This window comes from Streptomyces sp. NPDC020379 (assembly GCF_044387105.1).
Classification (GTDB): domain Bacteria; phylum Actinomycetota; class Actinomycetes; order Streptomycetales; family Streptomycetaceae; genus Streptomyces.
This window is the reverse complement of record NZ_JBIRVR010000003.1, coordinates 364,562-377,199: the sequence shown is the minus strand read 5'-3', so window position 1 is coordinate 377,199 and position 12,638 is coordinate 364,562. Positions and strand designations below refer to the sequence as shown.

The 12,638-nt window shown below is 69.9% G+C and carries 9 protein-coding genes; 4 read left to right on the top strand and 5 right to left on the bottom strand.

What is annotated here, in order from left to right; all coding sequences use genetic code 11:
• Positions 1-213: 213 nt before the first annotated feature.
• The 4 genes from ACH427_RS06530 to ACH427_RS06515 form a co-directional block, all read right to left on the bottom strand.
• Positions 214-1,767, bottom strand: coding sequence for an SCO6880 family protein (locus ACH427_RS06530; protein ID WP_398868299.1), 1,554 nt, complete (start codon positions 1,765-1,767; stop codon positions 214-216).
• 2 nt (positions 1,768-1,769) lie between these two features.
• Positions 1,770-3,158 carry a hypothetical protein gene (locus ACH427_RS06525; protein WP_398868267.1) on the bottom strand — a complete coding sequence of 463 codons (1,389 nt, stop codon included), beginning with the start codon at positions 3,156-3,158 and terminating at the stop codon, positions 1,770-1,772.
• Complete coding sequence (locus ACH427_RS06520) at positions 3,148-4,047, bottom strand: hypothetical protein (RefSeq protein WP_398868298.1); 900 nt, start codon at positions 4,045-4,047, stop codon at positions 3,148-3,150. The genes ACH427_RS06525 and ACH427_RS06520 overlap by 11 nt, the downstream gene beginning before the upstream one ends.
• Positions 4,048-4,325: 278 nt before the next feature.
• Entirely contained in the window at positions 4,326-4,637 is a 312-nt protein-coding gene (locus ACH427_RS06515; protein ID WP_116213239.1) for a hypothetical protein, read from the bottom strand.
• Positions 4,638-5,042: 405 nt separating this feature from the next.
• Between ACH427_RS06515 and ACH427_RS06510 the strand changes: the two genes are divergently transcribed.
• Positions 5,043-6,275 carry a serine/threonine-protein kinase gene (locus ACH427_RS06510; protein WP_398868266.1) on the top strand — a complete coding sequence of 411 codons (1,233 nt, stop codon included), beginning with the start codon at positions 5,043-5,045 and terminating at the stop codon, positions 6,273-6,275.
• 38 nt (positions 6,276-6,313) lie between these two features.
• On the opposite strand, the gene ACH427_RS06505 is transcribed toward ACH427_RS06510, so the two are convergent.
• The gene (locus ACH427_RS06505) at positions 6,314-6,517 is read right to left on the bottom strand and encodes a DUF397 domain-containing protein (protein WP_361525583.1); all 204 of its coding nucleotides are present in this window, start codon (positions 6,515-6,517) and stop codon (positions 6,314-6,316) included.
• Between the two features lie 170 nt (positions 6,518-6,687).
• Here ACH427_RS06505 and ACH427_RS06500 point away from each other — a divergent pair, with 170 nt between their 5' ends.
• The 3 genes from ACH427_RS06500 to ACH427_RS06490 are packed head-to-tail and all read left to right on the top strand — an operon-like array spanning position 6,688 to position 12,325.
• Positions 6,688-7,056: an SseB family protein gene (locus ACH427_RS06500; RefSeq protein WP_398868265.1), complete on the top strand. Its 369-nt coding sequence runs from the start codon at positions 6,688-6,690 to the stop codon at positions 7,054-7,056.
• Positions 7,053-7,589 (top strand): hypothetical protein, encoded by a 537-nt coding sequence (locus ACH427_RS06495; protein WP_398868264.1) that lies wholly within the window; start codon positions 7,053-7,055, stop codon positions 7,587-7,589. The genes ACH427_RS06500 and ACH427_RS06495 overlap by 4 nt, the downstream gene beginning before the upstream one ends.
• On the top strand, positions 7,589-12,325 hold the full coding sequence (locus tag ACH427_RS06490) for a putative T7SS-secreted protein (RefSeq protein WP_398868263.1): 4,737 nt from the start codon (positions 7,589-7,591) through the stop codon (positions 12,323-12,325). Before ACH427_RS06495 ends, ACH427_RS06490 begins: the two co-directional genes overlap by 1 nt.
• The last annotated feature ends 313 nt before the right edge of the window (positions 12,326-12,638 follow it).

Below are 12,638 nucleotides of genomic sequence, written 5' to 3'. Positions count from 1 at the left end.
ACGGCCAGTGGGTCGAGCACGGCGGTTGCCCCTATCGTCGGATGCCGGTCGCGAACGGCAGCGTGTTGACGAAGGCCCGGTGGTGCTCGCGGTCGCACGCATTGCGCGGAGCGCGAGAACGGACCTGCACAGCACCGCTGTTTCCCGTCGGCTGAGCGCCAGTGGCAATGGCCTCGGTGAGTACGGCCAGTGGGTCGAGCACGGCGGTTGCCCCTATCGTCGGATGCCGGTCGCGAACGGCAGCGTGTTGACGAAGGCCCGGTGGTGCTCGCGGTCGCACCACTCCAGCTTGAGGTAGCTCTTGCCGGCCGACGCTCTTATCGTGCGCTTGTCGCGTGCAAGTGCCTCCGGTGAACGCGACGACACAGTGATGTATCCGACGAGGTTGACGCCGGCCGCACCGCTCGCGAGGTCCTCGCCGCGCTGGTCGACGCGGGAGTGGTGGGCCACGTCGCGCGGGTCCACGACCCGGTTCATCTTGGCGGCGCGCGAGGCGTCCGCGTCGTCGTTCGTCTTCTCCGTCAGCATCCGCTCGATGGCGACGTCCGTCGGCTCCAGATCCATGCAGACGGCGACCGTCCGGATGACGTCCGGGGTGTGCACGAGCAGGGGTGCGAGGAAGTTGACGCCCACCGGCGTCATCGGCCATTCCTTCACCCAGGCGGTGGAGTGACACCAGGGTGCGCGTGTTGACGACTCGCGCGTCTTCGCCTGGAGGTACGTCGGCTCCATGGCGTCCAGTTCGGCGGGCCACGCGTTGCGCTGCGTCATCGCCTGGATGTGGTCGATGGGATGGTCCGGGTCGTACATCGAGTGCACGAGCGACGCCAGCCGGCCCTGCCCGAGCGGCTGGCGCACTCGGATGTCGGCCTCGGCGAGCCGGGCGCAGATGTCGGTGAGTTCGCGTGCCATGACGACGGCCAGCCCCCCGTCCCGGTCCAGCCGCCGCGCGCCGCCCTCGTGCCGGGAGGCGCGCGCGATGGTCTGCGCCTCGGCGGCCAGGTCGCGGGTGTAGTGCATGCAGGCGACGAGGTAGGCGCGGTGCTGCTCGGAGGAGGTCGACACCATGGACTGCAGCTGGTCGTAGGAGTCCTTGAGCCACTGGGGAGACTTCTCGTCACCCCGGCGCTCGACGTCCTTGGCGTGCGCGTCGGGGTCGGCGGGGAGCGTGCGGGCCAGCATCTGGATGCGCGTCACATAGCCGTCGCCGTTGGCGACATGCTTGAGCAGCGTGCCGAACCGGTCGACGAGCGCCTCCTGGTCCTCCGAGTCGCGCAGCCCGACGCCCGGCCCCTCGATCTCGATCGCGGCCGTGACCGTACGGCGGTCGGCGTGCAGCAGTACGGCGATCTCGTCCGGTCCGAAGGGTGCCGCGAGCCAGCTGATCCGGCCGATCCCCGGCGGCGGCCCGACCTCGACCTCGCGCCCGTCCAGGCTTGTGCCGGCCTCGGCCGCGGCCGAGCGGTAGGTGGCGCCGCGGCGCAGCGTGCGCTTGTACGTGCGGTTGATCTCGAACCACTTGTAGAACGTGCGCTGTTTGTACGGGACGTACACGGCCGACAGCGCGAGCGCCGGGAAGCCGCTGAGCGTCAGGATCCGCAGCGGGAGGATCGGCACCAGGAGGCCGCACATCATGCCGAGGAACGCGCCGGCGATGATCAGGGCGATCTCGCCGGTCTCCCGGTTCTTACCGACGACCGCGTTGGGACGGGCGCGGCCGATCAGATACGTACGGCGGGCCGCGATCGGCTGGGACTGGGCCTGGATCGTCAACTCCGCTCACCTCCTGGCGTATTGCTGCGGTTCTGTGCGCGCGGCGCCGGTACGGCGGAGGGGGCGCTTCCGTTGCCGGTCTTGCCGCCTTCCGGGCGGGCGGGCGCGCGGGTGCTGTGGGCGGCGACGCCGCCGGAGACGGAGTTGCCGGGACGGGCCTGGGCGCCGCCGTTTCCGCCGCCTCCGCCGTTGCCGCGTGCGCTGTGGGTGGTGATGCCCTGCTTGACCAGGGCGGCGGGCGAGGAGATCACGGCGGCCGCCTGCCGGGAGGCCGCGTCCTTGCTGGCGTTGCGCGTGTGGACGATCTCGTCGCCGAAGCCGGGGACGAAGCGGTAGATCATCGCGCTGGCGAAAATGGCGAGGATGATGATGGCGAGCCCGGAGACGACCGCCGAGAAGGAGTTCGGTCCCTTTCCGGAGGACAGGGCTCCGGCAAGTCCCAGCACCACGACGATGATCGGTTTCACCAGGATCACCGCGATCATGATGCCCGCCCAGCGGCGGACATGGCCCCACATGTTCTTGTCGACCAGGCCCGCGTAGACGGCGGTGCCGAGCAGGGCGCCGACGTAGAGCAGGGCGGCCCGGATCACCAGCTCCAGCCACAGCACGCCGGCGGCGAGCACGGACACGAGCGAGACCACGATCAGCATGATCGGGCCGCCGCCGATGTGGTCGCCCTTCTGGAGGGCGTCGGCGAAGGCGCCGAAGAAGGTGTCGTTGTTGGAACCACTGCCGGTGGCGATGACATCGGTGACGGCGTCGGTGGCCGACACGAGGGTGTAGAGGATCAACGGGGTGAACGCGGAAGCGAGCACCGTCAGCCACAGGAACCCCACGGCCTCCGTGAACGCCTCCGTGAACGGCACGCCGCGCACGGCCCGCTTGGCGACGGCCAGCAGCCAGAGGACGAGCGTGAGGATGCTGGACGCGGCGAAGACGACGGCGTACTGCTGGAGGAAGGTGGCGTTGGTGAAGTCGACGTTGCCGGTGGCGTGCACGGCTTCGGAGAGCTTCTTGATGATCCAGGAGGCGGCGTCGGCGCAGCCTTTGGCGAGGGAGTTGAGGGGGTCTGTGGAGGATTGGGGGTCGGGGGTGGTGGGGGTGGTGCCTGTGTTGCCGCTTTGGCAGTAGTCCTTGGCAGGGCCGCGGATGAGATCGCAGGGATTGCTGCCCGCGCTGCCGCTGGGGCTGGGCGCCACGCTGGTGCCCGCGCTCGGACCGGTGCTGGGCCCCGTGCTGGGCCCCGTGCTCGGGCCCGGGCTCGCGCCGCCGCTGGGGCCCGGTGAGGGTACTGCGAAGGCTTTGGCCGAGAACACGATGACCATGGCCTGCGCGGAGGCCAGAGCTGCCGTGATCGACAAGGCACGACGACTAGCGGGCATAGGTGAACCCTCCGAACCCTTGCACGGCGTCCGACATGTCCTTGGCGGAAGAGGCGGCCTGATCACGGCCCACAGGCGCTGGACCGTCCTTCTGGGAGAAGTCGGTGATCTTCCAGTCGTTTTCGGTCCACCTCATTTCGAAGGTGGTGGTGTACCACTTCTCCGCGACTGGGTTGGTGGATCCCTCGCCGGCCAGGCCGAACAGAGACGAGTACCAGACGGCGATGGTCGCTGTTTCGCCTTCGTACTTCACTGTCTTCGAGCCGACGGGCGTCGCACGGGAGACGAAGGTCATGCCCTTGGGGGCACTGCCGTTGCCTTGGAGACCGATTCTCTTGAGGAACTCCTGGTCGGAGTAGATCTTGTCGAGATCGCCTCGCCGGGTCGCCGCCACGTCAGGCGCGTACGCGGTGTTCACGATCGCGTTGCGGACGTCCGTCTTGAACATCCCGTCTCCGGACAGCGCCACCCCGTAATTCGCCGCCGCCGACTGCGCCCCCTGCTCCGTATGCGCGAACCCCGACGCGATCCCCGTCGCCCCGTCCTTGCCCGTCACGGGCTTCACGCCCGTGGGAGCGGTCGGCTGCGCGCTCGCCTTGCCGCCGGCCGAATCCGAGTCGTCCGACGAGGAGCCGCCGCCTCTGTTCGCGAAGGCGATCGCCGCGATGAGGAGGACGACGACGCCGACGACGGTGATGAGATTTCGGCTGGACAGGCCGTTGCCGCGGCCGGGGCGACCGCCGTGTGCGCGCCGGTTCGGGCCGTACAGCTCGCCTTCGCCCTCCGGCAGGCGGGTGCGCGTCAGGTGGCGGTCGTAGCCGGCGGGTTCGCCGTAGTCGCCGCCCGGACGGCCGGGTTCCTGGCCGTAGCCGTCGTCACCGAGACTCATCGCGCGCACGTCCCCTCATCCGTCTTCGCCGCTGTGGCACCCGCATATGACGGTAGCGGCGCGGAGCGATTCTGGGGGGAGGAGTACGAGGGGGTGTGAGGGGGCATCAGGTGGCAGCCTCGGTGCGGGGGGACTCGGGGACGAGAGGGTCTGCGCGGGGGTGATGCGCGGCGGGACTCATGGGACCGGTGGGGCGGTTGGGGCTGGCGATGAAGAGATGACCGGAGTGTGGGGCCGGTTCGTCAAGAGGGCCGCGCGGTACGGCCGGATCGCGTGGGTCAGATGGCCATGCCGTAGACAATGGTGAAGAGAGTGCCGAGCGAGCCGATGATGAATACGCCGGTGAGTCCGGCCACGATCAGGCCCTTGCCCTGTTCGGCGCTGAAAGTGTCCCGCAAGGCCGTCGCCCCGATGCGCTGTTTCGCCGCGCCCCAGATCGCGATGGCGAGGCAGAGCAGGATGGCCGCCGCCATCACGACCTCGACCAGAACGCGCGCTTCGTTGCCCAGGCTGCCGAACGGCCCCCATTTCGGGGCAATTCCGCCAATGATGGTGTTGATGTCACCCTTGTCGCCGGCCGCCAAAAACATTTGTAACTCACCGCCCCTTATGGGTAGTTGTCATCCCCTCCACCGCATGGCAAAGGTCAGGACCTATCTTCGCCGACGATGCCGCTCCGGCATGTCGACTTGGCGCCATTTTTTGCCGGAACTCGTACGCCTTTCACCGATGCCGGTGCGACCTGCGACGCGAGGCGCTGTCAGTGGGGAGCTCTATGGTGACTCTATGTATCACGCGCGTGGACAGCGAGCAATGATCGGCGAGGTGGGGGCCCATGCGGATGTTCGAGTGGCGGGGCGTTCGGTCGGTACGCTGGAGCCTGCGCCGCCCGGTTGATCACCGGGCCTCGTGGCCGTGGGGCCTGATCGCCGTGTGCGTCGCTCTCATCGCCTGTGTCCGGCGCTCCGGGGGCGTCGAGAACAAGGGTGGTACGGGTGCTGGTAGCCGATCGGTACCGGCTGGGAGAGCTCCTCGGCCGCGGCGGCATGGGCGAAGTCTGGGAAGCCCGGGACGAGGTGCTCGGCCGTCAGGTCGCGGTGAAGCTGCTGCTGGGCGACGAGGCCGACGAGTCGGCGGCCTCGCGGTTCCGGCTGGAGGCGCAGACGGCCGCCCGCCTGAATCACCCCCAAGTGGTCGGCGTCTACGACTTCGGGGCCTGGGACGGGCGTTTCTATCTGGTCATGGAGCTGGTCCGGGGCCCGAGCCTGGCCCAGGAGCTCGCCGCGCTCGGCACCCTGGAGCCCGCTCGCGTCGCCCGCATCGCCGCCCAGGCGGCCTCCGGGCTGGCGGCCGCGCACCGGCAGGGAGTGGTCCACCGCGACGTCAAGCCCGGCAATCTGATGCTCGACGCCGACGGCACGCTGAAGATCGGCGACTTCGGCATCGCCCGCTTCGTGGACGAGACGTCCACGGCGCTGACCAGGGTCGGCCAGATCGTCGGCACGAGCACCTATCTCGCGCCCGAGCGCGCGCTCGGGCGGATGGCGGGGCCGGCCTCCGATGTGTACGCACTGGGCTGCGTGCTCTACCAGCTCCTCGTGGGCCGGCCGCCGTTCTGGGCGGACAGCCCGACGGCGCTGCTGTATCTCCACGTCGACGCGGCGCCCGAGCCGCCGGGCCGGCACCGGGCCGACCTGCCGCCCGCCTTCGAGTCCTGCCTGCTGCGCATGCTGGCCAAGCAGCCGGAGGAGCGGCCGTCGGCGGAAGAGGTGGCGGAGTGGTTCGCGGGGCCGTCGTGGCAGGGCGCCCCTCCGGCCGCGCCGCCGCGCGCCGCGCCGGGGCCGGTCGCCGGCCCCTGGGGACCGGCCGCCGCGCCGGCGCCGGCTCCGATGCCCGCCGCCCCCGTAGGCCCACAGGCTCCCCCTCCCACGCGGACACCGGCTCCCGTGCCCACGCCGGCGGCCACCCTGGCGCGGCGTGGCCGCAAGGACGTACGGAAGCCGAAGGTGCTGGTCATCGCGTCGGCCGGGGCCGCGGCGTTCGTGGTGGCGGCCGCGATCGGCGCTTGGGCGTTCGGTTCCGGCGGCGGGGGCGCACAGCCGCAGGGGCCGGGCCCGGAGGTTCAGCGGGTTCTCCCGGCGGATGTGACAGCGTCGCCTTCGGGCGAGGCGCGGAAGGGTGGCCACGGCAAGAAGAAGCCACGCCACGGCGGCGAATCCGACGACTGAGGTGTCGTCGTCGCCGGTGGCCGGGTGTGGACCGTGGCTTACTCGACGCCTTCCACGAAGTGGTCGAACTCGCCTGCCTTGACGCCCAGGACGAAGGCGTCCCACTTCGCGTCGGTGGTCACCACCACCTCGTCCGGCCGGTGGTTCTCCCGGATGTAGACATTGCCGTCGTCACCGAAAGCGACCTCCAGATATTCCGTTTCGTCACCCTCGGTCGCCGGAATCCAGTTGAGCTCTGCCACGGTTCCCCCTCAAGGGATGTACGGCTGAATGTCGTTGTTCACGATAGAGGACCACCGTGCGCCCCGCCTGACCCTCCGTTCGATTTCTGTCGCGCGCTGTATACGCTGCCCTGAAAGGGGAGGGGCGGGACACGGTGGCGTTGACGGATGAGATTGGCGCGATTCATGCGGTGCGAGGACGGCTGGCCTCGCTGATCGGCGAGTTCCGGCGGACCGCCGTGCTGGTGCCGCTGGACGATCAGGGCGGCCTGTGGACCGCCGAGTTCGGCGGAGTGCAGTGGATCCACGCCTTCACGGACGAGAGCGCGCTGGCCCGCTTCGCCGCGGCCCGCGGTGGGGCGACGCGCGACTGGGAATACCGCTCCGTGCTCGGTGCCCGGCTTCTGGACGTCGTCGTTCCGGCCGTCGACGAGCCGACAGGCGTGGCGCTGGACGTGGGCGGCGAGCGGCCCATGATGTTCCCGCCGGTGGCGGGCATCGTGCCCGAGCACGCGGCCGTCGACGGGGGAATACGGCCGGCGGGCGGTGCGGCGCGGTGAGCGACGGCATAGACGCCCCCAAGGACGCTCTCGACAACATCACCAAGGGGATCAACGGCGCCATCGACGAGCTCAAGAAATCGGGCGGTTCACCCGGTGGGGCGGCCACCGGCCGCGGCTTCTCCGAGCTCACCCTCTCCGGCATGGAGACCGGGCACCAGGGCCTGACGGACGCCTTCAAGTCGTTCTGTCACCGATGGGAGTGGGGCGTAAGGGCCCTGGTGCACGACGGCAGCCAGTTCGCGGAGCGCGTGGGCCTGGCCGCGGGTTATTACCACGAGGGCGACGCGTACATCTCGAACACCTTCAAGGTGACGGCCAACGCCGTGATGGGCAACCCGCACCTGACCGAGGAGCAGGCGGAACAGCAGTCCTGGGGACGGACGCTGAAGGACAACCCGTTCAACGACATCGCCCACCCCGACTACAGCGCCGGTTCCTTCAAGCAGGCCGGCCACCACACCGACGAGGCGCTCGCGCGGACCATCGCGGACATCAAGGGCCAGGCGCCGCCCGCCGGGAAGGGTCACTGATGGCCATCTGGGACGGCATCGGCGACAAGATCGAGCACGCCGTCGACGCGGGTAAGAAGAATCTCGGCGAGGCCGTCGAATGGGGCGGGCACAAGCTCGGTGACGGGCTTGACGCGGTCGGTCTGCACGGCGCGGCCCACTCCGTGGACGACTGGTCCGACAAGCGGGCGGCCGAGCTGGGCGCGGAGATCGGTGAGAAGCAGCTCGAGGAGACCGAGGATCCCAAGCAGCTTCTCCATGGGGACGCGAAGCGCATCGAGGCCACCGCCGGTCACCTGCGGAGCTTCCGTACCGCGTTCAACACCGCGCACGCCGGCATACAGAAGATCGACCCCGGTCGATGGAAGGGCGAAGGTTCGGACAACTTCGCGCAGAAGTTTGCCGAGCATGCCCCGAAGTGGGCGCACGCGGCCGACTCCTGTCAGGATGCGGCGGCCGCCTTGTCCTCGTACGCGCACACCGTCACCTGGGCCCAGGCCCAGGCCAAGGAAGCGGTACGCCTGTACAAACAGGGCAAGGAGGCCGCCAAGGCGGCCAGGGACGCCTACAACAAGGCGGCAGACGCGTACAACGCGAAGGTGAAGGAGGGCAAGGACCCCGGTGCGCCGCCGCCCCCGTGCACCGACCCCGGCATCGCCGACCGGGAGGAGGCCCAGCGGCTCCTGACCGAGGCCCGTAAGCAGCGCAACGCGGCCGCCGGGACGGCCCGCTCGGCCATCGAGAAAGCCGTCGAACTCGCGCCGAAGCTGCCCAAGTTCTCCGACCGGTTCGCCGGGGACGCCAAGGACCTCTTCGACGGCGGCCAGGTCGAGGCGATGCACCTCCTGGGCGGTGCTGTGCGGTCGGTGACCGATATGACGCGGTTCGCCCGTACCCTCAACCCCCTCGACCCCTACAACCTCACCCACCCCGCCGCGTACCTCGACGGCGTCGTCCAGACCAGCGCCGGCATGGTCACCCTCGCCGCCCACCCCGGCCGCATCCCCGCCGCCCTCCTCGGCGACGGCTGGGGCTCCGACCCCTCCGAAGCCACCGGCCGCCTCTTCGGCAACATCCTCACCGCTGCCGCCACAGGCGGCGGCAGCGCGGGAGCCAACGCCGGCGAGCGGATGGCCGTCGGCGCCGCACGCCGCGGGGCGACGGACGCCGCCGAAGCGGGGGCGGAGCAAGGCATCAAGAGCGGGGCGGCCCGCGAGGCCGTGGACGCCAACCCCAAGCAGGGCGGCATCGAACCGGGCCAGAAGTGCACCGGCGGTGACCCCATCGACATGGCCACCGGCCGGATGTTCCTGCCGCAGACCGATGTCTCCCTGCCCGCCGCCGGGCTGCCGCTGATCTTCGAGCGGCGGGCGGAGTCCGGTTACCAGGCGGGCCGGTGGTTCGGACCCTCGTGGTCGAGCACCGCCGACGAGCGGCTGGAGATCGACTCCGCGGGCGTGGTGTACGTACGCGCGGACGGCATGCTGCTCAGCTACCCGCACCCGGTGCCCGGCGTCACGACGCTCCCCGTCGAAGGGCCCCGGTGGTCGCTGGCCGACGCCGACGGCGGTGGCTACGTCATCGAGGACCCGGTGTCCGGACGCACCCGGCACTTCACCCCGTACGGTGACGGGCTCGCCCTGCTCCAGCAGGTCTCCGAGCCCGGGGGCCACTGGATCACCTTCGAGTACGACGGTGACGGCACCCCGACCGGCATCAGGCACGACGGCGGCTACCACGTCCGTGTCACCACGGGCGAAGGCCGGATCACCGCACTCCACCTGGTGACCGAAGGCGCCGAGGCCGAGCTGATCCGCTACGCCTACACCGACGGAAACCTGACGGACGTCATCAACTCCTCGGGTCTGCCCCTGCGGTTCGACTACGACGAGCGCGGGCGGATCACGGCGTGGACCGACCGCAACGCCTGCCGGTACGTCTACGAGTACGACGACCGGGACCGCTGCGTCTTCCAGACCGGCTCCGAAGGCCATATGCGCTTCGCGCTGGAGTACGGCGAGCCGGACCCCGGCACGGGCCTGCGGGTCACGTCGATGACCGACTCGCTGGGGCACACGACGCACTACGTCGTCGAGGACGCCACCTCGCACGTCGTCGCGGAGATCGACCCGACCGGGGCCGTCACGCGCACGCGCCGCGACCGCCACAACCGGCTGCTCTCCCGCACCGACGCCCTCGGCCGGACCACCGAGTTCCGCTACGACGACGCGGGGCGGCTTCTCTCGGTGACCCGCCCTGACGGCCGGGCCGCGACGGTGGCGTACGACTCGGCGGGGCATCCCGTGACCGTGACGGACGTGGACGGTTCCGTCCGGCACCAGACCTTCGACTCCGCCGGCCGCCGTACTTCCGCGACGGACCCCTCGGGCGCGGTCACCCGCTTCACGTACGACGCGCTCGGGCACCCGGCGGCGGTCACGGACGCCCTGGGCGCCACCACACGCGTCACCTGCGACGCGAAGGGGCTGCCCGTTGAGGTGACGGACCCGCTCGGCGGCGTGACCACGTACCGCCGTGATGCTTTCGGCCGCGTGACGACCGTCATCGATCCGATGGGTGCGACGACCCGCCTGTCGTGGACCCTGGAGGGCAAGCTCGCCCGCCGTCTCGGCCCGGACGGTGCCGAGGAGAGGTGGACGTACGACGGTGAGGGCAACTGCGTCACGCACACGGATGCCCTTGGTGGCACCACGCGTTCCGAATACACCCATTTCGACCTGCTGGCCGCCCGCACGGGCCCGGACGGCGTGCGGTACGAATTCGCCCATGACTCGCGCCTTCAGCTGACGGCCGTCACCAATCCGCAAGGCTTGACCTGGAGTTACGAGTTCGACCCGGCGGGCCGGCTCGCCTCGGAGACGGACTTCGACGGGCGGACGCTGCGGTACGCGCATGATGCGACGGGCCGCCTCGTGTCGCGCACCGACCCACTGGGGCAGACCGTCGCGTACGAGCGTGACGTGCTGGGGCGGGTCGTCGCGAAGAACGCCGGCGGCGCGGTGACGACGTACGCCCATGACGCGGCCGGCCGGCTCCTGGAGGCGGCGGGTCCGGACGCGACGCTCGCGTACGGCCGCGACCGGCTCGGCCGTGTCAAGTCCGAGACGTGCGACGGCCGGACGCTCACCTTCGCCTACGACGAGCTCGGACGCCGTACGAAGCGGGTCACGCCGACGGGCGCGGTGAGCACGTGGGCGTACGACGCGGCGGGCCGCCGCACGGCCATGACCGCGTCGGGCCACGCCTTCACCATGGAACACGACGCGGCGGGCCGGGAGATCACCCGTCGCTTCGGCTCCGGGATGGCCCTGGCCCATGTCTGGGACCCGGCAGGCCGGCTGAGCGAGCAGAGTGTGCCGGGTGTCGTGACGCACCGCTACGAATACCGCCGTGACGGCTCCGTGGCCTCGATCGACGACCGTTCCTTCACCCTGGACGCGGCCGGCCGGGTCACGGCGGTGGACGCTCCCGGCTGGAGCGAGCGCTACGCCTACGACGAGGCGGGCAACCAGACCTCTGCCGACTGGCCTTCGGCGCACCCGGGGCAGGAGGCGGTGGGGCCGCGCGCGTACGCGGGCACTCGCATCACCCGTGCGGGCGGCGTCCGTTACGAACACGACGCGCTGGGCCGTGTCGTCGTACGCCGCAAGACGCGACTCTCCCGGAAGCCGGACATCTGGCGGTACGAGTGGGACGCCGAGGACCGCCTGCGGTCGGTGACCACCCCCGACGGGACGTGCTGGCGCTATCTGTACGACCCGCTGGGCCGCCGCATCGCGAAACAGCGCCTCGACGCGGCGGGCGGGGTTCTCGAAGAGGTCCGCTTCACGTGGGACGGCGCGAAGCTGATCGAACAGACGACGACCTCTTCCGAGTTCCCCAACCCGGTCACGCTGACGTGGGACCACGACGGCCTGCACCCGATCGCCCAGACGGAACGAATATCGACGGCCGACGCGTCCCAACGAGAGGTGGATTCCCGCTTCTTCGCCATCGTCACGGACCTGATCGGCACGCCGACGGAACTGATCTCGCCCGAGGGCGAGGTGGCGTGGCAATCCCGTGCGACGCTCTGGGGAACGACGGCCTGGCCCACGGGAAGCACGGCCTATACGCCGCTCCGCTTCCCGGGCCAGTACTTCGATCCGGAGACTGGTCTCCACTACAACTTCCACCGGCATTACGACCCGGAGACGGGGCGGTATCTGTCAGCGGATCCTCTGGGGTTGGCGCCGGCGCCGAATCCGGTTGCGTATGTGCACAATCCGGTTACTTGGGCGGATCCGCTGGGATTGGCTGGCTGTCCGCCGCGCGGAGAACACCTCTTCCGCGGCACGACCCCCGGTTTCGAGGGAAGCCAAGGGACCCAGACAGTGGGAATCACTCCTACCTCGACTGACCCCGGAGTCGCCACCGTCTTTGCGACGCATTCAGAACAATATGGTTCGGGTGTCGTGTTGGGCATCCCGCGCAGTTCCCTTGAAGGGGTACCCACATACAACGGCTACATCCCGGCGGAAGCCGAGGTCGGAGTCGAGATGGCGCCCGGAGATCTCGCTGGTCGGGCGTCCTTCCGGATACCCTCCGGTGCGGCGAGAGACGTACTCAGAGATATGGGGATCGACGTTCCCGGAAGGATCGATCGCGAAGACCTGTCCCCGCTCCTCCGGGAGATACCAAAGCTCACACCAGAACAAACAAGAAGATTCATCGAAGAGGCTTATCGGCATGGGTGACCCAATGAATGAGCTCCACATCGAAGCTGTGGACGTGCTGGAAGACGGAAGCGCGGCTTGTGTCGTTCGGTGTCTTTCGGGTGTGGTGCGTCCAGGGGACGTTTTCGCTGTTGCGTGGGGGCCCGGTGCGGAGTCTCGGGTTTCGCCCTTGGCTGTGAAATGGATCGAGCGTTACGGGCGCCGCGTGGATGTCTTGGATCCACCGCATGTGGCCAAGGTGTGCCTGGCTGGGCTCAGTGTGGCGACGCTGGTAGCTGGCATGCGGGTCAAGTCAGGAGCGCGGGAGTCGACGGACCGGCGTGACTGACTGGCC

Bases quoted from the DNA above. Each gene is read 5' to 3' on its own strand.
- ACH427_RS06525 (WP_398868267.1), bottom strand. From the start codon at position 3,158: ATGCCCGCTAGTCGTCGTGCCTTGTCGATCACGGCAGCTCTGGCCTCC.
- ACH427_RS06515 (WP_116213239.1), bottom strand. From the start codon at position 4,637: ATGTTTTTGGCGGCCGGCGACAAGGGTGACATCAACACCATCATTGGC.
- ACH427_RS06520 (WP_398868298.1), bottom strand. From the start codon at position 4,047: ATGAGTCTCGGTGACGACGGCTACGGCCAGGAACCCGGCCGTCCGGGC.
- ACH427_RS06490 (WP_398868263.1), top strand. From the start codon at position 7,589: ATGGCCATCTGGGACGGCATCGGCGACAAGATCGAGCACGCCGTCGAC.